The 24,814-nt window shown below is 62.4% G+C and carries 23 protein-coding genes and 2 pseudogenes; 10 read left to right on the top strand and 15 right to left on the bottom strand.

Annotation, left to right across the window (positions count from 1 at the left end; genetic code table 11):
- Positions 1-361: 361 nt before the first annotated feature.
- The 5 genes from ACESL9_RS05275 to ACESL9_RS05255 form a co-directional block, all read right to left on the bottom strand.
- Positions 362-1,231, bottom strand: a complete 870-nt coding sequence (locus ACESL9_RS05275) for an MBL fold metallo-hydrolase (RefSeq protein WP_372614665.1) — start codon at positions 1,229-1,231, stop codon at positions 362-364.
- 24 nt (positions 1,232-1,255) lie between these two features.
- A complete protein-coding gene (locus tag ACESL9_RS05270; protein WP_372614663.1) occupies positions 1,256-1,999 on the bottom strand; it encodes a ZIP family metal transporter in 744 nt (247 codons plus the stop codon).
- Positions 2,000-2,148: 149 nt separating this feature from the next.
- A complete protein-coding gene (locus ACESL9_RS05265; protein ID WP_372614661.1) occupies positions 2,149-2,436 on the bottom strand; it encodes a hypothetical protein in 288 nt (95 codons plus the stop codon).
- Positions 2,437-2,982: 546 nt separating this feature from the next.
- A complete protein-coding gene (locus tag ACESL9_RS05260) occupies positions 2,983-4,239 on the bottom strand; it encodes an acyl-CoA dehydrogenase family protein (protein WP_372614659.1) in 1,257 nt (418 codons plus the stop codon).
- An 11-nt stretch (positions 4,240-4,250) separates the two neighbouring features.
- Positions 4,251-5,261 (bottom strand): phosphotransferase family protein, encoded by a 1,011-nt coding sequence (locus ACESL9_RS05255; RefSeq protein ID WP_372674571.1) that lies wholly within the window; start codon positions 5,259-5,261, stop codon positions 4,251-4,253.
- A 448-nt stretch (positions 5,262-5,709) separates the two neighbouring features.
- On the opposite strand from ACESL9_RS05255, the gene ACESL9_RS05250 reads away from it, so the two are divergent.
- The 7 genes from ACESL9_RS05250 to ACESL9_RS05220 all read left to right on the top strand — a co-directional run bounded on the left by ACESL9_RS05250 (position 5,710) and on the right by ACESL9_RS05220 (position 12,962).
- Entirely contained in the window at positions 5,710-6,450 is a 741-nt protein-coding gene (locus ACESL9_RS05250) for a FadR/GntR family transcriptional regulator (RefSeq protein WP_372614655.1), read from the top strand.
- A gap of 36 nt (positions 6,451-6,486) precedes the next feature.
- Complete coding sequence (locus ACESL9_RS05245; RefSeq protein ID WP_372614653.1) at positions 6,487-7,377, top strand: crotonase/enoyl-CoA hydratase family protein; 891 nt, start codon at positions 6,487-6,489, stop codon at positions 7,375-7,377.
- Positions 7,374-8,153, top strand: coding sequence for an enoyl-CoA hydratase-related protein (locus ACESL9_RS05240; protein WP_372614651.1), 780 nt, complete (start codon positions 7,374-7,376; stop codon positions 8,151-8,153). Before ACESL9_RS05245 ends, ACESL9_RS05240 begins: the two co-directional genes overlap by 4 nt.
- Positions 8,154-8,271: 118 nt before the next feature.
- Positions 8,272-9,408 (top strand): C4-dicarboxylate TRAP transporter substrate-binding protein, encoded by a 1,137-nt coding sequence (locus tag ACESL9_RS05235; protein ID WP_372614649.1) that lies wholly within the window; start codon positions 8,272-8,274, stop codon positions 9,406-9,408.
- 72 nt (positions 9,409-9,480) lie between these two features.
- Positions 9,481-10,017: a TRAP transporter small permease gene (locus tag ACESL9_RS05230; protein WP_372614647.1), complete on the top strand. Its 537-nt coding sequence runs from the start codon at positions 9,481-9,483 to the stop codon at positions 10,015-10,017.
- Positions 10,010-11,317 carry a TRAP transporter large permease gene (locus tag ACESL9_RS05225; protein ID WP_372614645.1) on the top strand — a complete coding sequence of 436 codons (1,308 nt, stop codon included), beginning with the start codon at positions 10,010-10,012 and terminating at the stop codon, positions 11,315-11,317. Before ACESL9_RS05230 ends, ACESL9_RS05225 begins: the two co-directional genes overlap by 8 nt.
- Positions 11,318-11,378: 61 nt before the next feature.
- On the top strand, positions 11,379-12,962 hold the full coding sequence (locus ACESL9_RS05220; protein WP_372614643.1) for a fatty acyl-CoA synthetase: 1,584 nt from the start codon (positions 11,379-11,381) through the stop codon (positions 12,960-12,962).
- On the opposite strand, the gene ACESL9_RS05215 is transcribed toward ACESL9_RS05220, so the two are convergent.
- From ACESL9_RS05215 to ACESL9_RS05170, 10 genes and pseudogenes are all read right to left on the bottom strand, one after another.
- Positions 12,931-13,311 carry a hypothetical protein gene (locus ACESL9_RS05215; protein ID WP_372614641.1) on the bottom strand — a complete coding sequence of 127 codons (381 nt, stop codon included), beginning with the start codon at positions 13,309-13,311 and terminating at the stop codon, positions 12,931-12,933. The two genes, ACESL9_RS05220 and ACESL9_RS05215, sit on opposite strands and share 32 nt — an antisense overlap.
- Before the next feature lie 322 nt (positions 13,312-13,633).
- Positions 13,634-15,838: a 3-hydroxyacyl-CoA dehydrogenase NAD-binding domain-containing protein gene (locus ACESL9_RS05210; RefSeq protein WP_372614639.1), complete on the bottom strand. Its 2,205-nt coding sequence runs from the start codon at positions 15,836-15,838 to the stop codon at positions 13,634-13,636.
- Between the two features lie 19 nt (positions 15,839-15,857).
- Positions 15,858-17,069, bottom strand: coding sequence for an acetyl-CoA C-acetyltransferase (locus ACESL9_RS05205; protein WP_372614637.1), 1,212 nt, complete (start codon positions 17,067-17,069; stop codon positions 15,858-15,860).
- 26 nt (positions 17,070-17,095) lie between these two features.
- The gene (locus tag ACESL9_RS05200) at positions 17,096-17,728 is read right to left on the bottom strand and encodes a glutathione S-transferase family protein (RefSeq protein WP_372614635.1); all 633 of its coding nucleotides are present in this window, start codon (positions 17,726-17,728) and stop codon (positions 17,096-17,098) included.
- A 301-nt stretch (positions 17,729-18,029) separates the two neighbouring features.
- Positions 18,030-19,166 carry an acyl-CoA dehydrogenase family protein gene (locus tag ACESL9_RS05195; RefSeq protein ID WP_372614633.1) on the bottom strand — a complete coding sequence of 379 codons (1,137 nt, stop codon included), beginning with the start codon at positions 19,164-19,166 and terminating at the stop codon, positions 18,030-18,032.
- Positions 19,167-19,186: 20 nt separating this feature from the next.
- Positions 19,187-19,399 (bottom strand): hypothetical protein, encoded by a 213-nt coding sequence (locus ACESL9_RS05190; protein ID WP_372614631.1) that lies wholly within the window; start codon positions 19,397-19,399, stop codon positions 19,187-19,189.
- A 46-nt stretch (positions 19,400-19,445) separates the two neighbouring features.
- On the bottom strand, positions 19,446-21,221 hold the full coding sequence (locus ACESL9_RS05185) for an acyl-CoA dehydrogenase C-terminal domain-containing protein (protein WP_372614629.1): 1,776 nt from the start codon (positions 21,219-21,221) through the stop codon (positions 19,446-19,448).
- Between the two features lie 52 nt (positions 21,222-21,273).
- Complete coding sequence (locus ACESL9_RS05180) at positions 21,274-21,681, bottom strand: MerR family transcriptional regulator (RefSeq protein WP_372614627.1); 408 nt, start codon at positions 21,679-21,681, stop codon at positions 21,274-21,276.
- Positions 21,682-21,739: 58 nt separating this feature from the next.
- Positions 21,740-21,826 (bottom strand): annotated as a pseudogene (locus ACESL9_RS05175) (hypothetical protein); the annotation flags it as partial.
- Positions 21,827-21,882: 56 nt separating this feature from the next.
- Positions 21,883-22,230: pseudogene (locus ACESL9_RS05170) on the bottom strand (MerR family transcriptional regulator); the annotation flags it as partial.
- A gap of 242 nt (positions 22,231-22,472) precedes the next feature.
- Between ACESL9_RS05170 and ACESL9_RS05165 the strand changes: the two are divergent.
- The 3 genes from ACESL9_RS05165 to ACESL9_RS05155 are packed head-to-tail and all read left to right on the top strand — an operon-like array spanning position 22,473 to position 24,722.
- Positions 22,473-22,889, top strand: a complete 417-nt coding sequence (locus ACESL9_RS05165; RefSeq protein ID WP_372674570.1) for a PaaI family thioesterase — start codon at positions 22,473-22,475, stop codon at positions 22,887-22,889.
- Positions 22,889-23,398 carry a PaaI family thioesterase gene (locus ACESL9_RS05160; protein WP_372614623.1) on the top strand — a complete coding sequence of 170 codons (510 nt, stop codon included), beginning with the start codon at positions 22,889-22,891 and terminating at the stop codon, positions 23,396-23,398. The genes ACESL9_RS05165 and ACESL9_RS05160 overlap by 1 nt, the downstream gene beginning before the upstream one ends.
- Positions 23,391-24,722, top strand: coding sequence for an MATE family efflux transporter (locus ACESL9_RS05155; RefSeq protein WP_372614621.1), 1,332 nt, complete (start codon positions 23,391-23,393; stop codon positions 24,720-24,722). Before ACESL9_RS05160 ends, ACESL9_RS05155 begins: the two co-directional genes overlap by 8 nt.
- Positions 24,723-24,814: the final 92 nt, after the last annotated feature.

Below are 24,814 nucleotides of genomic sequence, written 5' to 3'. Positions count from 1 at the left end.
CGTGATGATTTCAACTTCAGACATGAGCACGTGCTTAGGGATATCCCTAAGCCTCCTGGTTCAGGCCCAGGTCTCCGGTCGAAAATGGGGCCAGTTCAGTGCGCCCGTTGTGATACCCTTGCGACGGTCCGAAGTTCTCATGTCGGACATGACACCGGATCGCGACATAATCGTCTCGATTTTCCGGCGTCCCGGTCGGGTCATGGACCCTTGGGTTGGCATCGATGTCGATCCGCTTGACGCTACAAGGATTCCTGAATCCCAATGAACGGAGCGTCGCCACCAGCGTGGTAACGGCCACCTCGACCCTCCTGCCAAGCGGCAACCGTGATCCGTCCAAAGACCGAATTCCGGCCGCCGCTCATCGTGAATCGAATTTCCCGATCGGAATTTTGAGATAGCTGTGTCCATCCGCTTCCGCATCGGGCAGGTGCCCACCCCGGATATTGACCTGAAGCGCCGCGAGCATCCGTGCGGGCAAGGGCAGGGTTGCGTCGCGGGCGCGCCGCGATGCGATGAACTCGGCCTTGCCGATACCGTCCTTGACATGTCGGTTGGACAGGCGGTGTTCGGCCACCGTTGCCATGTACTCGGGCGCCGCGGCCTCATCGGGGTAGTCATGGCCGACGTAAAGCCGCGTATCGTCCGGAAGATCGAGGATCGCGCGCAGCGAGTTCCAGAGATCCTCGGTGCTGCCACCCGGGAAATCGGTCCGGCTTGTGCCGCTTTGCGGCATCATCAACGTGTCATGCACGAACGCCGCATTGCCTGCGACATAGGTGATCGAGGCAAGCGTATGGCCTGGCGAGAACATCACACTGACTGGGATTTCGCCGACCATGAACTCTTCGCCCTCGGCGAACAGGCGATCCCATTGCGATCCGTCTGTCGTGAAATCGTCGTCGAGATGGTACAGGTCTTTCCAGAGTTTCTGGACATCCGTCACCTTTTCGCCGATCCCGGTGGGTGCGCAGAGTTCCTGCGAAAGATATGGTGCCGCGCTGAAATGATCGGCGTGGGGGTGGGTGTCAAGGACCCAGACCACCTCCAACCCCTCTTGGCGAACATAGCTCAAGATCTCGTCTGCGCTTTCGGTCGTGACCGCCCCGGCTTCGGGATGGAAATTCCAAACCGGGTCAACGATGGCTGCCTTCTTGGTTTCGGGACAATGGAAAACATATTGCAGGCTGCCTGTTGGCCTGTCGAAAAAGGGGCGTATTATCGGGATCATGGATATTTCCTTTGGTTAGCGGTCTCAATGGGCCAGTACGAGCATCTGGAAGGCCATCATGGCGGAGAAGGCCAGCGTTACGGCGGTAGCCGCCGACTCGCTTGGGACCTTCTCCAGCGCATCGGGAAAGAGTTCAGAGAACACCATCCAGATCATCGCGCCTGCAGCCAGGCCCAGGCCGACAGGCAGGAACGGTCGAAACGTTTCGACGAAAACATAGGCGGGCGCGGCCATGATCGGCTGGGGCAAGCTGGTGAAGATTGCCCATAAAGCGACTTTCCAGACGGGTGACCCGCGTGGCACCAGCACCAGCGCGATGGCCAGCCCCTCGGGCACGTTGTGGAACGCGATCGCCGTGGTGATGTAGGCTCCAAGCCCCTCAGAGCCGGCAAAGGAAACGCCGACGCCCACGCCCTCGGCAAAGGAATGCGCGGTCATGATCCCAAGGATCAAAAGCGCCTTGGCTGCGCCTGCGCCCTCCAGTTCTGCGACCTCCACATCGCCCGCGCCCGACAGGAGCCTGTCTGCCAGGACGATCGCGCCGAGACCTCCGAGAACGCCAGCTATCGTCAGCGTGATATCGAGCGACACACCCTCGTCAATCAGGCTGTGGCTGGCGGCCAGCATCAGGCCGGCTGCGGCCGCGTTCGACCAGCCAACGCTGCGCTTGCCAAGATTCTTGACAAACAGAAACGGCAGCGCCCCCGCGCCCGTCATAATTGCAGTAAAAAGGGCCGCGGCGACGACGATCCAGAGGGAAGTTTCCATCACGTGCTTCGGGACGAGTCCATGCTATCGAGAAACGGCCTTGAACACCTCCCAACTGCTGGTTGCCCTCTATATGGGCACGTCAACCGGCGCGCCTCGCACAAGGCCCGAAGTTCCCGGAATGGCCATTCAAGGTGTAGCGGCTTCCTTCACTTGAACCGCGAGAACGCGCTGTTGAATGCGTCGGAAATGCTGTCCCATGCCTTGTCAAAACCCTTCTTCATGTCGTCCCAAGCATCATCGCTGGCCTCTCGGACCTCTTTCAACTTGGCCTCGGCCTCGTCACGCTGGCTGCGCATTTCGTCAAGCTGCTTTTGATATTCGATCTTGGCACCGGCCTCGGCCTCTTTGACCTTGGCCTTCATCTTCTCGATATCGGCATTCCACTGTTCAATGCGGGCCTTGGCTTTCTCGATATACTGTTCGCGCTCGGACATCCGTGTTCTCCTCTTGATGCTGATAGGTCAATTGATGAAGCTGTACCTTATCTCGTGAAAGCGCCTTCCGTGTTGATCTGAGTCAATGGAGTTCGGCGATTCTGGCCGGCACGCAATGCTTGGCATGTTTCAGGATGAGACAAGCTGTTTCGCAACCGGGACGCGGCGCCGCCCGGCGACATCCCGGTGCTTCGGTCTGAGCGAGTGCAGTTCATTTGTCGTGTGTGGGCCGGGCCTTGATCCGGCCCTGAATCCACAATTTGACGGCGGTCCGCGCGACGCGCCAGGAGTTGCCTTGCAGCCTTGGTGAAAACGACCCGGTTTCGCGATAGATTTGCACCGTGGTTGTTCACCAGGTCGATCGAAGCACACAGCCGCCGCGCCGCCGCTGTATGCGGGTTGCCATTCTCGTCAAGATTGGCGGCATGTTCGCCAAACTCGAAAGTGAGCGGTCTACTCATATCCGATCCCAAGATTTGCCTCCAATGCATGGAACCACAAAAGACAGGCGATGGGAAACCCGAATCCGATTGGGGCCGACAGGTTCTATGAACGGACCGGCGGGACGAAATGCGCCATGTTCCGGCCCAGCGTGGCCTTGGCGCGTTTCAATTCCTCTCGTGCGATGACTTTCAGATGCACCTCGTCGGGGCCGTCCAGGAACCGCATCGCGCGGCCCCATGTCCAAAGATAGCTGAGCGGCGTGTCGGGAGTGATGCCGGCCGCGCCGAACACCTGCATGGCGCGATCGACGACGGTTGTTTGCAGCCGTGCCGCCATCACCTTGATCGCGGAAACATCGACGCGGGCCGCGCGTGCGCCTTCCTCGTCCATCCTCCAGGCGGTTTGCAGCATCAGCAGACGTGCAGCGTCGATCTCGATTCGCGACTGTGCGATCCAGTCCTGGATATTGGCGTTGTCGGCCAGCGCCTTGCCGAATGTCTGGCGTTCCAGGCCGCGTTCGCACATCAGTTCCAGTGCCAGTTCGCATTGTCCGATGGTGCGCATGCAGTGATGGATGCGGCCCGGCCCCAGCCGGGCCTGTGCGAGCATGAAACCGTCACCCTCTTTGCCGAGCATCGCGTCGACCGGCACACGCACATTGCGCATCACGATCTCGCAATGACCCTCGGGGGCGTGGTGATGCATGATCGGCACGTCGCGCACCACCTCGAATCCTGGCGTGTCCATCGGTACCAGTATGAAGGAATGCTTGCGGTGCCGGTCGGCCTCCGGCGACGCGTCGGATACGCCGAACACGATGCAAAGATTGGCATTGGGGTGCTTGGCCCCTGTCGAGAACCATTTGCGTCCGTTGATAACGTATTCATCACCCTCGCGCTGGATGGTGGTGGCCAGGTTGGTCAGGTCGGACGAGGCCGCATCGGGTTCGGTCAAACCGACAACCGAGCGCAGTTCTCCCCGCAGCAGCGGATCAAGATAGCGCTCTTTCTGCTCGGGCGTGCCGAATTGCATCAGGATTTCCATGTTGCCGGTATCGGGTGCATTGCAATTGAACACCTCGGGACTCCACGGCACGCGGCCCATCGCTTCGGCAAGGGGCGCGTATTCCAGGTTTGTCAGCCGGGTGCCCGGGTGGTGATCCTCCAGCTCGGGCGAGAACATGTTCCACAGCCCGGCCTGGTATGCCTTGGCCTTGAGCGGTTCGATCACCTCGGTCGGGTAGGCACCGGTATGGGCAATCTCGTGAAACTGCCGGTTCGCAGGCAGAACGTGATCCTCCATGAAATCCTGCAACTGGCTCAGCATGGCCTTGGTCTTGTCGGAATAGGCGAAATCCATCATGTGCTCCTTCAGGGCGTGAGGGGTTTGTCGGTGGACAGCAGCATCTCGGCGAGATCCGCGAATTGGGGGGCCAGCGCACCGACGGCGCGCGCGTTCGCGCCGGCGGCATGCCCTGCTTCCGCGCGTGCGATGATCCCTTCGAGGATCACGGCCATGCGGAACATCGCAAAGGCGCGGTGGAACACGCCCAATGCAGTGGGGCAGCCACCTGCTGCCCGGTATGTATCTAGAAACTCCTCCCGGTCCGGCAGGCCGAGCGCCTTCAGGTCGAGTCCGGACAACCCGCCCATCTGATCAGGGCGCAGGTCATAGAACATCGACCAATGCGCCAGGTCTGCCAGCGGATCGCCGAGGGTGGACAACTCCCAATCCAGCACGCCCGTGATGCGCGCGGGTTCGCGTGCAAAGATGACGTTACCGATGCGATAGTCGCCGTGAACGATCGTGGTGGGGTTTTCGGGCGGGATGTTGCTCGCGAACCAGTCTGCCATGGCGTCGATGCGGGGATCCTCGCGCGCTTCGAGAGCCTGCCACTGCCCACGCCAGCGGCGCACCTGCCGGTCGTAATAAGCCGTGGAACGACCGAAATCCTCGAGCCCCAGCGCCTTGATGTCCTGGCTGTGCAGATGGGCAAGAATGCGCGCGGCATCCAGATGCAACGCGCGGCGGCCGGCGGCACCCAGTTCCGGCAGGTCGGTGCGGCCCGAAACCGTGCCATCGATCCGCTCCATCAGGTAGAACGCAGTGCCGATCACGTCGGGATCGGATTCGAACAGGACCAGCCGCGGCACCGGAACCGCACTTTCTTGCAGCGCGGAGATCACGCGATACTCCCGTTCGATCGCGTGGGCACTGTCGAGGGTCGCGCCAAGCGGCTTCTTGCGCAGCACGAGGTCACGCCCATTGCATGTGACGAACCATGTGGGGTTGGACTGTCCACCATCTATCGCAGTCAGACGCACCGGCCCACCAAGGACAGGTTCCAGAAAGGCTGGATCAAAATCAGGCTGCCCTGTCATTTGGTGATCCGAGCGGTTGGTATCATTTTGGCATGTTTCGTCTGGCGATATCGGTACATGAAGCCCAATCGATCGATCTGGAGTGTCTGACAATGCGACATAATGGGCGGCACGTCGACGGTCAATCACTTTCATGACATGCACCTACGGGCTCTCGCAGGCGCTGTCGGGCTTTCCTGCGGGTCACTGAAATAGCTGTCGTAAACATCAGAAACACTTGCGCCTCTGCCTTTGAAAGCGATGGTTTGCCCATGGTGCAGTGAAGTGTCACGGAAACGTTTGGGGGCTATGGATTGGGCTGTTGACAGAATGTGGGAATCGCGATCAGTATGTCACATTGTCAGACCATAACGGATCTTCGGATGCTGAGTTGCCGCCCTTCCATCACCTGTGCTCGCCGGGCCCGGCTTGTGCCTGTCAGTTGCGCGTTGCGTGGCGGGAGTGTTGCATGGGCCTGACAGCCAAGCCGATCCACGTGAACTACGCGTATCAGCAGATCGCCGAAGAGATCGAGGCGCAGATCCTGCGCGGTGAACTCAAGCCAGGCGATCAGCTTCCGGGAGAGGCGGAATTGGGCGCGCTGTTCGGCGTTACCCGCTCGACCGTACGCGAAGGGTTGCGGCAACTGGAAAGCGACGGCCTTGTGCACCGTCCCTCGCCCCGGCGGCTCGAGGTGGCCGTGCCGCAGGCCGATCAGCTGACGACGCGCGCTGGTCGGGCGATGGCGCTGATGAAGGTGACCTTCCGCGAGCTGTGGGAGGTGACCATGGTAACCGAGCCCCTGGCCACACGGCTGGCGGCGCAGCGTGCCACAAGCGACGAAATCGATGCTCTTCAGGCGTTGCATGGCGATCTGGTTGGCAGCGAAGGCGAGATGGCGCGCACGATCGAGTTGGATGAACGGTTCCACTCCCGGGTTGCGGAAATGGGTCATAACCGTGTGCTCGGGTTGGCGCGCGAGCCGATCGCGCTCTTGCTCTTTCGCGGGTTTGCCCAGATCGCGCCCTTCGCGCCGAAATTCTACAAGCGCCAGATCGAAGCCCATTCGAACATCATCGCGGCGCTGCGTGATCGTGATGCCGACCGCGCCGAAAAATGGGCGCGCATGCATATCGAGGATTTCTGGCGCGGCGCCCAGATCGCAGGACTGGAAGATGAGATCGCCTTGAATGCCCGGGCGTTGTCATAGGTGTCGGACCCACACATGATACAGGAGCCTAGGACAATGACTGGCCAGACGATCACGACCGACCTTGACAGTGGGGTCATGACACTGACGTTGAACCGACCTGACCGCATGAATGCCTTTACGCGGGTCATGATGGAAGAGATGCTGGCGGCCCTCGATGCCGCCGATGCCGACGACGATGTGCGCGCCGTCATCGTCACCGGGGCCGGGCGCGGCTTCTGCGCGGGCGTGGACCTTGACGACGACAACGCCTTTACCGCGGCACGGGTCGATCCGGCGGCGACCGATCCTGATGTGTGGGACGATGCGGGCAATCGGGACATGGGCGGAATCCTGGCGCTTCGGCTGTTCAACTGCCTGAAGCCGGTGATCGCGGCGGTCAACGGCCCTGCCGTGGGCATCGGGGCTACCATGCAACTGCCGATGGACATCCGCATCGCGTCGGAGACCGCGCGTTTCGGCTTTGTCTTTGCCCGGCGTGGAATCGTGCCCGAGGCCGCTTCGAGCTGGTTCCTGCCACGCCTCGTGGGCATGAGCCAGGCGCTCGAATGGTGCTATTCGGGCCGTGTGTTTGATGCGGACGAGGCGCGAGCGGGCGGGCTGGTGCGCTCGGTCCACGCGCCGGGCGACCTGCTGGAGGCGGCCAATTCGATTGCCCGCGAAATCGCGGACAACACGGCGCCGGTGTCCATCGCGCTGACCCGTCAGATGATGTGGCGCATGGCCGGAGCCGATCACCCGATGCAGGCGCATCGAATCGACAGTCGCGCCATCGCTGCGCGCAGTTCATCCGGTGACGCTGCCGAAGGTGTGGCCAGTTTCCTTGAGAAGCGCCCGCCCGCCTTTTCCGACAGGGTTTCGCGTGACATGCCGGGCTTCTACCCTTGGTGGCAAGAACCGGGCTGGAGCGCAGGAGGGGACAAATGAGCGACGCAATTCTGATTGAACGCGTGGGTGCGGTGACGACCCTGCGGCTGAACGATCCCGCCACGATGAACGCGATGACGCCGCAAATGGCGCAGGACTTGCGTACGCTGTTGCATTCGGAACCCGCAAATGGCGCGCGCGCGATCGTTTTGGCGGGCAGTCCGCGGGCGTTTTCCACCGGTGCAAATCTCAAGGCGGCGATGCCCGAGGATATTGCAGGATTCGACGTGGGGGCCACGCTGGAAGAGGATTACAACCCGCTGATGCACACGATCCGCGATCTGCCGGTGCCGCTGATTTCGGTGGTGCGGGGCGCTGCGGCCGGGGTGGGTGCGTCGCTGGCGTTGTCCTGCGATATTATCGTGGCGGGCAAGGGCGCCTACTTCCTCGAAGCTTTCGCGAGAATCGGCTTGGTTCCTGATGGTGGAGCAACATGGTTGCTGACCCGTGCGGTCGGTCGCGTGCGCGCGATGGAGATGATGCTGCTGGCCGAAAAGATTTCGGCAGAACAGGCCTTCGACTGGGGGCTGGTCACCCGCCTGACCAAAGATGACGTTGCGGAACACACCGCGCAGAACATTGCGCAAAAGCTGGCCGAGGGGCCCAGCCAGAGTTATGCGTTGATCCGAAAGGCGGCTTGGAGCGCGGCCGACAGCGATTTTGACACCGCGCTGGAAACCGAGCGCCGGTTACAGAGAGCGGCGGGCGAGACGCGTGATTTTGCCGAAGGCCTGGCAGCATTCCGCGAGAAGCGCCAGGCGCGGTTCGAAGGATGAGCCATCGGTGCGCTGGAAGGGGCCTGCAGCGGGCGATCAGTGACGCCTCATAACGAATTTCCGGCCACCCAGGGCCGGGCAAGACTGGAAAACCATGGTTAAACGGGAGGAATCCACCATGAAAATGACGATCAAGACCCTGCTTGCCGGAGCAACCGTTCTGGCGGGCGCTGGTGCGGCAAATGCCGCTAATCTCAGCTTTGCAGGGGGCTGGCCGCCCAACTCGGCGCCAACCGCCAAGATCGAGGACTACGCCAAGGCGGTGGAAGAATATAGTGACGGCGATGTCACCGTGAGAGTGTTCCCCTTGTCTCTGCTGAGCTTTTCCGAAATCAACGCCGGTCTGCGCGACGGTATCGCCGATGTGGCGGGCAACCTGCTGGCCTATTTCCCGGGGGAATATCCGACGCTGAACATGCTGGCCGAGTTTTCCGAGTTGGTCGAGCTCGAGGAATTCGCCGGCGAGCTGAGCAGCCTCGCCTTTACCGGCGCCATCATGGAATACGTGATGAACGATTGCCCCGCCTGCATGGACGAGATGTCGGCGCAGAACCAGGTGTATCTGGGAGCGTCCTCGACCACCTCCTACGTGCTGCAATGCGCGGTGCCTCTGACCGGTACCGACGATCTCGAGGGCAAGCGGATCCGCGCCGCGGGCGCATATTGGTCGCGTTGGGCGGAGTCGGTCGGCGCGACACCGGTCTCGATGTCGGTAAACGAAACGCTTGAGGGCCTCAGCCAGGGCGTCGTCGATTGTACCATGTCGAACACCGCCGATTTCGTGAATTTCGGCTTCATCGACGTGGTGGACTATGTCTATGTCGGCGCGCCGGGTGCGCAGTTCAACGTGCCCTTCACGATGAACAAGGACAGCTGGAACGGTCTTTCGGATGACGCCAAAGCAGCGATGATGCGCGCGCATGCCGAGTTGGCCGCCGATATCGCCTGGGTCTATATCGAAGAGGGTCGTGCCGGCCGCGAACGTGCGCCCGACATGGACATCGAATACGGCCCCGCCCCTGATGACATCGTGGCGATGAACCGCGAATTCATCGAGAATGACAAGGACGCCATCGCCGAAATCTATAACGAGCGGTTCGGCATTGAAACCGGCGCCGAGGCCGCCGCCGCCCTGACCGAGAGCCTCTCGCGCTGGACCGAGCTGACCAAGGATGTCGACAGCGGCGAGGAACTGGCCGAGATCTACTGGGAAGAGATCTTTTCGAAGATCGATGTCGCCAGCTACGGCAAGTAACACCGCGTTCCGTGACGAACGCCGGGCGCCACCACTCTTGGCGCCCGGCCCCTTGGCTGATGGAGACAACCCATGTTCATGATCGGCAGAGCCTTGTCGCATCTGGCGAAATTCGCGTCCATGATCGGGGCGATCTGTGTCGTTCTGATGATGCTGCACGTCACGGCCGACGTGCTGGGACGGTATCTGTTCAACGCGCCCGTGCCCGGCACGATCGTGATGGTGGCCAACTACTACATGGTCTTCGTCGCCTTCATCGCTCTGGGCGTGGCAGAGGAAAAGCGGGCTCATATCTCGGTCGAGATTCTGACTGACCTGATGCCGCCACGGCCGCGCAACGTGCTTTCGGTGTTCTCGGGCGTGCTGACGGTTGCGGTTCTGGTGGTCGTGATGATCGGTGGCTATATCGAGGCTGTCAGCAAAACTCGTGGCGGCGCCACGATGGAGCAGGGCAGCCAGCTGGTCGAGATCTGGCAAAGCTTCTGGTTTGTTCCTGTGGGCGCCGCGTTGATGGCGCTGATCGCGGCCTATCGCGTGATCGCCACCGTAACCGGCACGCAAAACGGCCTGAGCGAAACCGATACGGATGTGAAATTCATAAATGACTGATGTTGAAATCGGCCTGACCGGCCTTGCCGCACTGATTGCCCTGATCGCGGTGCGCGTGCCCATCGGAATAGCGCTGATCGCGGTGTCTTTCACCGGGCTTTACGTTTTGATGGGGCCGCGCGTGGCTTGGGGTTCGATGAGCATCATCCCCTATAAATTCGCCTCAAGCTGGCTACTCAGCTCGATCCCGATGTTCCTGTTCCTGGGCTTCATCAGCTATCACACGCAGCTGACACGCGGCATGTTCAACGCCGCGCGCATCTGGCTGGCCAGCCTGCCGGGCGGACTGGCGATCGCGTCGATCTTTGGCTCGGCCGGGTTCGCCGCTGTCTCTGGCTCGTCCATCGCGTGTTCGGCGGCGATGGGGCGCATCGCCATCCCCGAGATGATGAAGCAGCGCTATCACCCGGAACTGGCCACCGGCACGGTGGCGGTGGCTGGCACGATCGGCGCGCTCATTCCACCCTCGATCATCCTGATCCTTTATGGCGTTATCGCGCAGATCTCGATCTCGGCCCTGTTTCTGGGTGGGATAGTCGCCGGCCTGATGACGGCAGTGGGGTATACGCTGGTTGTGCTGCTGCGGGTGTGGCTGAACCCCGACCTTGCCCCCGAGCGTGACTCCAGCGTGACGCTGCGCGAGAAGCTGATAGCGCTGCGTGAGACCTGGCCGATTCTGCTGATCATCATCGGTATTTTCGGCGGATTGTTCGGCGGGGTGTTTACACCGACCGAGGCGGGCGCCGTGGGTGCGTCTCTGGCCTGCCTCGTGGCCACTGTCAGCGGAAGGATGACATTGGACCGCTTTATGACCGCCGCGCGCGAGACGCTGATGACGACCGCCGCGCTGCTGATCATCGCCATTGGTGCCAGCCTGCTGACACGGTTCCTGGCGCTGTCCGGGGCGGGCGATTTCCTGTCCGAAGGCATCCTTTCCATCGCGTCCAGCCCGGTGTTGCTGATGATCGGCATCGTATGTGTCTATCTGTTGATGGGCATGTTTCTGGAACCCATCGGCGCCATGCTCCTGACGCTGCCGATCATCCTGCCGGTGGTCGATGCCGCGGGCTGGAGCCTGCTGTGGTTCGGCATCGTGCTGACCAAGCTGCTGGAAATCGGGATGATCACGCCGCCCATCGGCATGAACGTGTTTGTCATCAAAAGCGTGGTGGGCAACCTCGTGACAACCTCGGCCATCTTCCGCGGCGTGGCCTGGTTCATCGTGATGGACCTGGTGTTGGTTGCGATCCTGTGCGCCTTTCCGGAGCTGGTGCTGTGGCTGCCGAGCCTGAGAGGCTGATCCGAACGGGCCGGCGCGGGGCCGCGCCGGTTGAGCGACGACAAGACAAGAGGATGAAACCATGCAAACCGAACAACTGATCCGCCGCGCCCGCGGGCAACAACTGGCCGACATGCTGCGCCGTTCGGCGCGTCGCGTGCCAGAAAAGGTGGCACTGGTTTTTCGCGACCAGACCGACACGTTCGCTCAACTGGACACCGCGGTAAACCGCGCAGCCAACGCGCTGGCCGCACGGGGCGTTGGCATGGGCGACCGCGTGGCGTTGTTCACGCACAACAACCGCGCCTTCGTCGTGCTGCGCTATGCGCTCGCGCGGCTGGGGGCGGTCACGACGCCCGTGAACTTCATGCTGACCGCGCCCGACGTGGCCTATATCCTGGGTCATTCCGGCGCAAAGATGATGATTGCCGAGGATTCGCTTTGCGAAACCGCCGACGCCGCCCTGACCGAGATGGGGCAGGGCGACATGCTGCGTTTCGCCATCCCGCACGCGGGCGTGACCCCGCCCGATGGCTGGCAGCCGGTCGCGGACATTCTGGACCACGATGACACCACCGAGGTCTGGCACGACGTTCATGCCGACGATCCTATCCAGATGATGTATACCAGCGGCACCGAAAGCCGACCCAAGGGCGCGCTACTGACCTCGGGGGCGCTCTATGCACAGTATTCAAGCTGCATGGTCGACGGGGAAATGACCGAGGACGCCGTGTCGCTGCATTGCCTGCCTCTGTTTCACTGCGCGCAGCTGGATTGCTTTCTCAGCCCCGATCTCTATCTGGGCGTGACGTCGATCCTGCACGACAAGGCCGACCCGGCGGCAATGCTGGAAGCCATCGAAGCCCATGGTGTGACCAAGCTTTTCTGCCCGCCGACGATCTGGATCGCCCTGCTGCGCCATCCCGACTTCGACAAGCGTGACCTCAGCAGTCTGAACGCGGGCTATTACGGCGCGTCGATCATGCCCACCGCGGTGATCGAGGAACTGTCGCAGCGCCTGCCGCAGATGCGGCTGTTCAACTTCTATGGCCAGACGGAAATGGCGCCGCTCGCCACCATCCTGAAACCACAGGACCAACTCCGCAAGCTGGGCTCGGCCGGACGCCCCTCGCTGAACGTGGAAACGCTGGTGGTGGATGACGATGACATCCCCGTGCCCGTGGGCGAGGTGGGTGAGATCGTGCACCGCAGCCCGCACCTGATCACCGAGTATTACAACGATCCCGAAAAGACGGCCGAGGCCTTCCGCAACGGCTGGTTCCATAGTGGCGACCTGGGCCGTTTCGATGAGGACGGATACCTGTATGTGGTCGACCGCAAGAAGGACATGATCAAGACCGGGGGCGAGAACGTGGCCAGTCGCGAGGTTGAAGAAGCGATCTTTCGCCATCCCGACGTGGCCGAGGTCGCGGTGTTCGGTGTGCCGCATCCCAAGTGGATCGAGGCCGTGACTGCCGTGGTCGTGCCGAAGTCAGGCGCCACATTGAGCGCAGATGCGGTGATGGCGTATTGCCGCGACGCGCTGGCCCATTTCAAGGCTCCGAAACATATCGAAGTCACGGATCAACTGCCCAAGAACGCCAGCGGCAAGATCCTGAAACGCGATCTTCGGGTCACGTATGCGGGGGTGTTCGACGAAGGATAGGTCCGTTTGCCAAGTCGGCCACGGCGAGCGCGCTTTGATCGCTGAGCATGAGTTTGTCCGAGAGGATCCGGTAAGGCTTTTCCAGCATCAAAGCGGTCGCTTCGTTGATGTTGTGGGCGATATCGGCACGGATGCCGTTGCGCGTAAGGTGAACCGCCTGGAGCCGGGCCAGTGAGCCCTTGTTTTCGACAATCGGCGCCCGGATGCGGTTTCCCTCGGAATCTCTCGGACGGATGCCGCACAATCTGACAAGACCGTCCTTGCCGCAAGCCCGGTGGCCGCGCCGGGGCGGGCTTCCTGGCGCCGTGGGGCACCTGTCGCGTCTGCGCCATTCGTCATCCTCGCGCACGCCCCTTTCTTGATATGCGGCGATTGCGACCGACCATGCGGCAAATCGCACGCGAATGCAGGTACTGGGTCATCGGATGCGCGAGCTTGATCGAGGCATCGATGTTCCCGCCGCGCGTGCGTCACGACGCAAGTTCGATGTTGCCTGGCATTATGCCCGGCGGGACGTGTTCAGTCTGCATGTAAACCGGGCGCGGCAATCGCCGATTGCGTTCGAATAAATGGACACAGACCCGGACATGGCCAGCCCCATCCCGCGAGCCTGAGGCTGGCAATGAAACTCGGCCTCGCAGAGTTCTGCGAGGCCGAGAGGTGCTTGCGCCTCAGGCGGCCTTGGCCTGGTCCGGGGCGAAACGACCGTAGAAGGTTTCACCCTTCTCGGCCATCTCGTGCAGGAGCGCGGGGGGCGTGAAGCGATCGCCGAATTTCGCGGCCAGTTCCTCGCAGCGTTCGACCGCGTAAGGCGCGCCGATGATGTCGAGCCAGGAGAACGGCCCGCCCGACCATGGTGCAAAGCCCCAGGCGAGAACCGCGCCCACGTCGCCTTCGCGGATGTCTTCGAGCACGCCTTCCTCCAGCGCGCGCACCGCTTCGAGCACCTGCGCGAACATCAGCCGGTCCTGCACCTCTTGCAGGGGGGGCTGCTCATCGGCCAGCGGATACTTGTCGAGGATGCCTTTCCAGTATCCCAGCCGCTTGCCGTTTTCGTCATAGTCGAAATACCCGGCCTTGGACTTGCGACCGAGACGGCCCTGTTCCTCCATCCAGAACACCAGGTCGTCGGCCTCGGAGGCGGGGTATTCATTGCCCATGGCCTCCTTGGTGGCGCGGGTGATCTTGGCGGCGAGGTCGATCGAGGTTTCGTCGCCAAGCTGGATCGGCCCGACCGGAAAGCCCAGTTGCCGCGCGGCATGGTCGATCAGCGGCATGGCGACGCCCTCGGTGACCATGCGCGTGGCCTCGTTGCCATAGGGTATGATGCAACGGTTGCAGTAAAAGAACCGCGCATCGTTGACCACGATCGGCGTTTTGCGGATCTGGCGCACGTAGTCGAGCGCCTTGGCCACGGCGCGCGGGCCGGTTTCGCGGCCCTTGATGATCTCGACCAGGAACATCTTTTCCACCGGCGAGAAGAAGTGGATGCCGATGAACTGCTCGGGGCGCGTGCTGGCCTTGGCAAGGTCGGTGATCGGCAAGGTCGAGGTGTTGGAGGCAAAGATGCACTCCTCGTCGATCACCTCTTCAACCTTCCGGGTCATGTCGGCCTTCACTTTCGGGTCTTCGAACACCGCCTCGATGATCAGGTCGGCGCCCTCGAGCGCGGAAAGATCCGCGGTGGCGTTGATCAGGCCAAGCGCCTTTTGCTTTTTCTCGGGTGTGGACTTGCCGCGCTTGATCCCCTTGTCGAAGTAATCGGCCGAATAGGATTTGCCCCGTTCGGCGGTCTCGTCGTCGCGGTCGATCAGCACAACCTCGATCCCCGCCATGGCCGAGACGAGCGCGATGCCCGAGCCCATCATGCCGGCACCCAGAACGCCAATCTTCTTGACCGACTGGTCGGGCACGTCCTTCGGCCGAACGGCACCTTTCTCCAACGCCTCCTTGTTGACGAAGAGCGAGCGCATCATCGCCGCAGACGATGGGTTCATCAGGATGTTGGTGAACCAGCGCGCCTCGATCTTGAGCGCGGTGTCAAAGGGCACCTGTGCGCCTTCATAGACCGCCGACAAGAGCGCCTTGGCCGCCGGGAACGCGCCCTGGGTCTTGCCATGCACCATGGCCGAGGCACCCACGAAGGTCGTGAAACCCGCCGGGTGATAAGGCGTGCCGCCGGGCATCTTGTAGCCCTTGGCATCCCAAGGTTTCACGAGATCGGCGTCCGTGGCATTCAACACCCATTCTTTCGCGGCGGCGAGCGGATCATCCACCACCTCGTCGATGAGGCCTGCCTTTTGCGCCTTGTCGGGTTCGACCATCTTGCCCTCGAGCAGGTAGGGCGAGGCGCCCATCGCGCCCAGTTTACGCACCAGCCGAGTGGTGCCGCCGGCACCGGGGAAGATGCCGACCATGATCTCGGGCAGGCCGATCTTGGCCTTGGGATTGTTGGCGGCAAAGATGCGATGCGTGGCCAGCGGCAACTCGAGCCCGATGCCCGCGGCGGTGCCGGGCAGGGCGGCGGCGATGGGTTTGCCCCCCTTCTTGGTCTTGAGGTCCATGCCCGCAAGCTCGATCTTGCGCAGAAGCCCGTGCATCTGCATCACGCCCTCGAAAAGGCCGCGCGCCGGTTCGTCGCCCGCGTTGGTCTTCATGTCGGCCAGAACGGTCAGGTCCATGCCGCCGGCAAAGCTGTCGGGCTTGCCGGAGGTGATGACGATGCCCTTGACCGCGTCATCGGCAAGCGCCTCGTCGATCAGCTTGTCGAGTTCGAGCAGCGCGTCGGCGCGCATGACGTTCATGCTCTTGCCGGGCACGTCCCAGGTGATGACAGCGACGCCATCGGCGCCTTTTTCCATTGTGAAATCAGCCATGTCTTGTGCTCCTTTGCGCTCACACGCGTTCGATGATGGTGGCCGCGCCCATGCCCGAGCCGATGCAGAGCGTGGCAAGGCCGACTTCCTTGTCGGCGCGTTCCAGTTCGTCGAGTAGAGTGCCGAGGATGATCGCCCCGGTCGCGCCCAGCGGGTGGCCCATCGCGATCGAGCCGCCGTTGACGTTGACGCGTGCGTGATCGACGCCGAAGGCCTGTTCGAAAAGCAGCACGACGCTTGCGAAGGCTTCGTTCACCTCGAAGAGGTCGATATCACCGATATCCATGCCGTTCTCGGCGAGGATCTTTTTCGTCACGGGCACGGGGCCGGTGAGCATAATAGTTGGGTCGGTACCGATCTTGGCGGTGGCGCGGATGCGGGCGCGGGGCTTCAGCCCGTGTTTCTCGCCGAATTCCTTGCTGCCGATCAGAACGGCTGCTGCACCATCAACGATGCCCGAGGAATTGCCGGCGTGGTGGATATGGTTGATCCGCTCTAGCTCGGGATATTTCAGAAGCGCGACATTGTCGAAGCCCGGCATCTGTTCGCCGATCTGCTGGAAGCTGGGTTTCAGCGCGCCCAGTGTCTGCATGTCGGTGCCCGGGCGCATGTATTCGTCGCGATCGAGGATCGGCAGGCCGTTCACGTCATGCACCGGTACGATCGAGCGGGCGAAACGCTTGTCTTCCCAGGCGGCCTTGGCGCGTTTCTGGCTCTCGACGGCCATGGCATCGGCGTCGTCGCGCGAGAAACCGTATTTCGTGGCGATGATGTCGGCGCCGATACCTTGCGGCACGAAATAGTGGTCGAAGGTGATTTGCGGATCGACAGCGATGGCGCCGCCGTCGCTGCCCATGGGCACGCGGGACATGCATTCGACGCCGCCCGCGATATAGGCGTTGCCCGCGCCGCCGCGGACCTGGTTGGCGGCGAGGTTCACCGCCTCGAGGCCGGAGGCGCAGAAGCGGTTGATGGCGAGGCCGGGGATGCTCTCGTCGAGATCGGAGGCGAGCACGGCCGTGCGCGCAAGGCAGGCGCCCTGTTCGGCGGCCTGGGTGACGTTACCCCAGATCACGTCTTCGACGGCGTGGCCTTCGAGGTTGTTGCGGTCCTTCATGGCGTTGAGCGCGATGGCCGAGAGGCGCGGGGCCGTCACTTCGTGCAGGCTGCCGTCCTTGCGGCCCTTGCCGCGCGGTGTGCGCACGGTGTCGTAGATATAGGCGTCGGTCATTTTGGTCTCCTTTTCGCGGGTTCCGGTCACGCCCTGTCGGACGGGTTGCCGGGCATCAGGTCATAGGGATGTTTCCAGCTTGGGGTGCCTTCGATATTTGCAAGCCACCGGTCGATATTGGCCCAGTCCTTGCGGTCGAAACCGAATGGTTCGGGATAGAAGAGATAGCCACAGCACGAGAGATCGGCATTGGTGATCCCGTCGCCCACGATCCAGTCGCGCCCCGCAAGGTGGGTGTCAAGCACCTGGTAGGCGGGTTTGAGGCGGCCCTGCATGAAGGCGATCACGTCAGCAGGGCGCTTGTCCTCGGGCAGGAAATTCATCAGGAAACGGGTCATGCCGGCGGGCGAACTGAGCTTGTGATTGTCCCACAAGACCCAGCGCAGCACCTCGTATTTCTCGTCCGGCGTGCCGCCGAACTTGCCGGTCTGGTCGGTGATCCATTGCTGGATTACGCCGGACTGGGTGAGGCAGAGGTCACCGTCTTCGAGCATCGGCGCCTCACCCATCACGTTCCGGGCGCGGTATTCGGGGCTGCGCGCCGCACCGCCGAAGAAATCGACGAAGACTGGCTCCCAGTCGAGGCCGGAGAGTTCAAGTGCGAGCGCGGCCTTGTAGGAATTGCCGGATTCGCCGAAGCAATGGAGTTTGAGGGTCATGGGTGGCTCCCTGTTTGCAAATGCAGACCGGGGGTTTCACACCCCCGGACCCCCGTGGAGTATTTCCGGCAAGGTGAAGGGGCATTTTTACCGGACGTTAAGGTTAATGCGTCATGTCTTGAGGTGCGGAACAGGCTGGAGAGCCCATGACCGTGCAAGGTGAAGCCCCGCCCGCCGGTGTCATGGCGCCCGAGGCAGCAGAGCGCCGGGGGCGGGGTGGACCATCCACTAGCTTCATCTTGCCGAAAATACTCTCCGCGAAGCGGTCCGAAGGGGACATCATGCACCGTCGTTGACTGCATCAAAGCGACCTCGCGATCAGTTCCTTCATGATCTCGTTGGTGCCGCCATAGATCCGTTGCACCCGCGCGTCGGACCACATTTCGGCGATGGCATATTCCTGCATGAAGCCGTAGCCGCCATGCAGTTGGAGGCAATCGTCTAGTACTTCGCCCTGCGTGTCGGTGGTCCAGTATTTGGCCATCGCCGCCTTTTCGACGCTGAGCTCGCCGCGCAGGTGTTCGCTGATGCATTCATCGAGGAAGGCGCGGGCGATTGTGAGCTTGGTCTGGCACTCGGCCAGTTTGAAGCGGGTGTTCTGGAATTGCGTGAGCGGGCCGCCGAAGGCTTCGCGCGTCTTTGCATATTCGATCGTCCGCTCCACCGCGCCCTGCATGGCGCCCACGGCACCACAGGCGATGATCAGCCGTTCCTGCGGCAGTTGCTGCATCATCTGGTAGAAGCCGCGGCCTTCTTCCAGCCCGAGGATGTTCTCGGGCGGAATCTCGACATTGTCGAAGAACAGTTCGGACGTGTCGGCGGCGTGCATCCCGATCTTGTCGAGATTGCGGCCACGTGTGAAGCCCGATGCGCCCTCGGTCTCGACGACCACGAGCGAGACTCCCTTCGCCCCCTGTGATGGGTCGGTCTTGGCGGCGACGATGATCAGTTCGGCGTGCTGACCGTTGGAGATGAAGGTTTTCTGGCCCGAGAGGCGATACGAGTTGCCGTCCTTGACGGCCCGGGTCTTGATCGCCTGCACGTCCGAGCCGGTCGAGGGTTCGGTCATGGCGAGCGCGCCGACCATCTCGCCCGAAACCATCTTGGGCAGCCAGCGTTGTTTCTGCTCCTCGGTGCCATAGGCGAGGATGTAATGAGCGACGATGCCGGAATGGATCGGGTTGCCCCAGCTGGCCAGGTTGGCGCGCGGGTGTTCCATCATGATCACCGCTTCGTGCCCGAAATCGCCGCCCGCGCCACCATATTCCTCCGGGATCGAGGGGCAGAGCAGACCCAGTTCACCGGCCTCGTTCCAGGCCGAGCGGTCCATCTGGCCCTGTTTGCGCCAGCGTTCGAAATGGGGCGCCCATTCCTCGGCGATGAAGCGCGCCGTCATGTCGGCCAGCATCTTGTGATCTTCGGTCATCCAGAGTGACATGTGTCCCCCTCCCAAGGATATTATCGTTTGCGCGCGTCCAGTTCGGAATTGAAAAGGCGCAGTCGCGCAGTCAGGTTCTCGTGATTGGTGACGCTGTCGAAATGTTCGAACAGGAAGCTCAGTGCCTCGCCCTCGTCGAGCCCGGCCTCGGTGGCGAACCGCTTGAGCCTGCGATAACCGTCCTCCGTCATCGCGACGGGAAAGCGGCGGGTCAGGCGAAAGCGTTTGGGCATGTCTCTCCTCCGGGGTGTGTGGGGGCCGGGGTGTGCCCGGCCTGGCTCAGAACGCCTCGGCGTCGAGCGCCATCACAGGGTCTGCTCCGCTTTCGATTCGCGCAAGGTGCATGGCCGTGGCAGGCAGGCGGCGGGTCATGTAATAGCGCCCGGTGGCAAGCTTTGTCTCGTGAAACGCAGCGTCCGGGGTGCCATCCTCCAGCGCCTTGAGCGACGCGCGGGCCATCATGCTCCACATCAGGCCAAGGCAGACATGGCCGAAAAGATGCATGAAATCGTTCGACCCGGAAAGTGCCGCATTGGGATTCTTCATGCCGTTCTGCATGAAATACATGCCTGCGGCCTGAAGGTCCTTGGACGCTTTCTTCAGCGGCTCGACGAAATCGGCCATGCCCTCCACATCCTTGTTATCCGAGCAGAAAGTCTTGACCAGGTCGAAATAGGCCATGACATGCTTGCCCCCGTCCTGGGCCAGCTTGCGGCCGACGAGGTCGAGCGCCTGCACGCCGTTGGCGCCTTCGTAGATCATGGCGATGCGGGCGTCGCGGGCGAATTGCGACATGCCCCATTCCTCGATGTAACCGTGGCCACCAAAGACCTGCTGGGCGGTGATCGTCATGTCGAAGCCTTCGTCGGTCAGGAACCCCTTGATGACGGGGGTCATGAGCGAGATCAGGCCGTCGGCGTCCTTGTCCTCGGCGCGGTGCGCCTTGTCGATGAGCGACGCGCCCCAGAGGATGAAGGCGCGCCCACCTTCGACAAAGCTCTTCTGATCCATCAGCATGCGGCGCACATCGGGGTGCACGATCAAGGGATCGGCCGGGCCATCGGGGTTCTTGGCCCCGGTCACGTCGCGGCCCTGCAGCCGGTCCTTGGCATAAGCCAGCGCGTTCTGATAAGCGACATCGGCCTGGGCCAGCCCCTGCATGCCGACACCGATACGGGCCTCGTTCATCATGGTGAACATGGCGCGCATCCCCTTGTGTTCCTGCCCGAGAAGATAGCCGGTCGCGCCGTCATAGTTCATCACGCAAGTCGAGTTGCCGTGAATGCCCATCTTTTCTTCGAGCTTGCCACAGGTGACGCCGTTGCGATCACCGAGAGAGCCGTCGTCCTTGACGAGAAACTTGGGCACGATGAAGAGCGAGACGCCCTTGATGCCCTCGGGGCCACCAGGGATTTTCGCAAGCACGAGGTGAATGATGTTCTCGGCCATCTCGTGTTCGCCCGAGGAGATGAAGATCTTCTGCCCGGTGAGCTTGTAGGTGCCATCGTCCTGCGGTTCGGCCTTGGTGCGCATCAGGCCCAGGTCCGTGCCGCAATGTGGCTCGGTCAGGTTCATGGTGCCGGTCCATTGGCACGACACCATCTTGGGCAGGTAGGTGTCTTTCTGTTCGTCGCTGCCATGGGCGAGAATGGCAGAGGCCGCGCCATGGGTCAGGCCCTGGTACATGGTGAAGGCCTGATTGGCGGCGGAAAACATCTCGCCTACCGCCGTGCCCAGCACGTAAGGCATGTTCTGGCCACCATATTCCTCGGGCATGTCAAGGCCAGGCCATCCACCTTCGCGGACCTGGTCGAATGCCTCCTGGAAACCGGTGGGCACGCGCACGACGCCGTTTTCCAGCTTGCAGCCCTCGGTATCGCCCACGGCGTTGAGCGGGGCGATCACCTCGGAAGTCAGTTTACCGGCCTCCTCAAGCACGGCAGAGGTGAAATCGGGTTCAAGCTCGGCATAGCCGGGGACATCGGAGTCCGAGACATGCAGCACGTCATGCAGCACGTATTGCAGGTCTTTCGTCGGGGCGGTGTAGCTTGGCATGGATCTTGTCCTGTCGGTCTGTCGTTTCGGTCTCTGGGTCTGGTTTGCCGACCTATTCGGCGGCCTTTTTCGCCTGGTTCATGGAGGCGATGATCTTGGCGCCCCAGTCGAGCTGTTCTCTCAATTCGGCGATCGCCTCGTCGAGCTCGGCACGCTGGCGCTCCATGTCGGCCAGGCGGTCCTGGGCGATCTCATAGGTGCGCTGAAGCTGGGTCTGCTGCTGGTCGCCGATGTTGTAAAGCTCGAGCAGTTGGCGGATTTCCTCGAGCGAGAACCCGAACCGCTTGCCGCGCAGGATCAGCTTGAGCCGGGCGCGGTCGCTCTTCGTGAAGAGGCGTTTCTGGCCTTCTCGAACCGGGAAAAGCAGTTCCTTGGATTCGTAAAACCGCAGGGTGCGCGGCGTCACGTCATAGGCCGCGCACATCTGGCGAATGGACATCAGGTCGTCTGAATCGGGCATGAGTCCGGCTCCGGCTACGTGTCAGATGCCATGAACCTGATGATTTGATAGCGGCGATTCAAGTAAAGCTTACGTTGACGTAAGCGTAACGTGGCGTCACTTCGCCTTTGCCGGCTCGTCGGGGCGAAACTCGATCTCGATATTGGGGCGGAAGGCCTCGCCGATATCGCCGCCCTCATCCTCGATCTCGATCAGTTTCACGGTGCCGTCGCGCGATTGTTCCAGTGTCGCGATCGCATCCTTGAGCTCTTCAAGCTGCGCGCGCAGCACTTCGAGCTGGTTGTTGGCCGATTTCACCCATGCCTTTCGGGCGTGATAACCGTCCTTTTCATAGATCAGCAGCCACTGGCGGATACCTTCGAGCTGAAAGCCCCACTTGCGGCCGCGCAGGATGAGAATCATGCGCTCGATCTCGCGTTCGCCATAATAGCGGGCGCGGCCCTCGCGCTCGGGCTGGAGCAGTTCGATATACTCGTAATATCTCAGGGTGCGGGGTGTCACGTCGAACCGCTCGCACATTTCCTTGAAGGACAGTCGGATCTCGGACATCGTGGTTCCCCTTTGCTCGGGATGGTATTGCGTCACGCCGGCAAGGGCAACTGCCCGCGCAGCCCCGTGGCGGGCTTCGAGGTGAGGCGTCCTCCCGCCGCTTCTGCGCTGCAGTATTGAAATTTCCGCGCCTGCATCAAGGCCCTCCAGTGAAAGGACGCAAGGTCATTTCCCCGCTTGCGGTGCCATGGCATACCTGCTCAAACATGGCTGCAACCCCGAAAATGGGAGTGACGAGTGCGATGGACAAGACAAAGATCGCAAGACAGTTCATTCAGGCGATCCCGCATTCCAAGGCGCTTGGGATGGAATTGACCCATATCGGCGACGGGGTGGCGGAGATCGTCATGCCCTATGACGCGCGCTTTGTCGGTGACCCGGAAACCGGCGTGATCCATGGGGGGGCGGTCTCGGCCCTGATGGACACGTGTTGCGGTGCGGCGGCGATGAGCCATCCGGCCTCACCTTCGAGCACTGCAACGATCGACCTTCGAATAGACTACATGCGCCCCGCCACCGCCGGGCAGGCGATCAAGACGCGCGCCGAATGCTATCACATCACCCGCTCGGTCGCCTTTGTGCGCGCCGTGGCCATGGACGAGGACGAAAGCCGCCCCGTCGCGACGGCCTCCGGGGCCTTCACGGTGGAGGCGAAGTGATGGCGCACAGGAAACCCGAGCCGGTCCAGGTGATCAAGCAACGCCGCGATGCCGCGCTGGCGGCGCTGGTGCATGGGGTGCCTTATATCAACTACATGGGGATTGAGTTCGAGCGGCGCGGCGACGAGCTGACCGCGATCATGCCCTTCGACGAAAAGCTGATCGGTAATCCGCTCCTGCCCGCGCTGCATGGCGGCGCGACCTCGGGTTTTCTCGAGGTGACGGCGGTGATCGGGCTGAGCTGGGCGGTGCTCTGGGACGAGATCCAGAGCGGCGAGCAAATGGTCGAAGACATCGTCAGGGGCCATTTGCCACGCCTGCCAAAGACCATTGATTTCACGGTGGATTACCTGCGCTCGGGCCTGCCGCGCGATGCCTATGCGCGGGCCGAGGTCAACCGCTCGGGACGGCGCTATGCCAGCGTGCATGTCGAGGCGTGGCAGGACAACCGCAACCGTGCCTATGCCCAGGCGACGGGGCATTTCCTGATGCCGCCGCGCCATGGCTGAGGCCGCGCAGGGCGGCGGCACGATCACCCATGCCCGTGTCCTGAAGATCGCCATTCCGATCCTGCTGGCCAATGTAACCGTGCCGATCCTCGGGGCGGTCGATACGGCGGTGGTGGGCCAGATCCCCGCACCCGAGCCGATCGCGGCGGTGGGCGTGGGGGCGATCATCCTGTCGGCGATCTACTGGATCTTCGGCTTCCTTCGGATGGGGACCACCGGCCTCACCAGCCAGGCGGCGGGGGCGGGCAACCGCGCCGAGGTCGCGGCGCTCCTCACCCGGTCGCTGATGATCGGGTTGGCCGGGGGTGCGGTTCTGATCGCCTTGCAAACGCTCGTTTTCGCAGGCGCGTTCCGCGTGGCTCCGGTCAGTGACACGGTCGAGGTGCTGGCCGGTGAATACATGCGCATCCGCATCTGGTCCGCCCCGGCGGCGATCGCGATCTATGGCATCACCGGCTGGCTGATCGGGCAGGAGCGCTCGCGCGGAATGCTTTGGCTCTTGTTGTGGATGAACGGGGTCAACGTGGTGCTCGACCTCTGGTTCGTCCTGGGGCTGGAGATGGGCGTGGCGGGCGTGGCGTGGGCCACGTTCCTGGCCGAATGGTCGGCGCTTGGGTTCGGGCTGTGGCTGTGCCGGGCGGCGTTCCGGGTGCCGGACTGGCGCGACTGGACGCGCGTGTTCGACCGCTCAAAGCTGCGCCGGATGGCGGTGGTCAACACCGATATCCTGATCCGGTCGGTCCTGTTGCAGGGGATTTTCGTGTCCTTCCTGCTGCTCGGGGGCAAGTTCGGCGACGTGGCGCTGGCCGCGAACCAGGTGCTTTTGCAGTTCATTCATATCACCGGATACGCGATGGACGGATTCGCCTTTGCTGCCGAGGCGCTGGTCGGGCAGGCGTTTGGCGCGGGGGCGGTGGCGCGGTTGCGGCGCGCCGCCATCATGACGAGCCTTTGGGGCGCAATCGTCGCACTGGTCATGGCGGCCGCGTTCTGGGGGTTCGGACCGTTGATCATCGACCTTATGGCCGTGGACGAGGAGGTCCGCGCGGCGGCGCGTGTCTATCTGCCCTGGGTGATCGCGGCGCCGGTGATGATCCTCGGCCTCGTCATGCTCGACGGAATCTTCATCGGTGCCACGCGGACGGCGGACATGCGCAACATGATGCTGGTGACGTCGGTGATCTACGGGCTGGCGGTCTGGGCGCTGATCGGACCGCTTGGCAATCACGGGCTGTGGCTGGCGATGCACGTCTCTTTCGTGGTGCGTGGTTTGACGCTGGGGATGCGTTACAAGGCGCTGGAACGGGCGGCCGCGCTGGCCTGACCCGAATTCCGCCTATGGCAGGCTCCGGGCTTGTGCCGAATCTCGCCTTGCATCACACTCGGGGAAAACAGAAAATCCGGGCAGAGGCGGGG

Origin of the sequence: Aquicoccus sp. (assembly GCF_041686535.1) — a bacterium.
GTDB lineage: Bacteria > Pseudomonadota > Alphaproteobacteria > Rhodobacterales > Rhodobacteraceae > Aquicoccus.
This window is presented reverse-complemented; position numbering and strand designations above follow the sequence as displayed.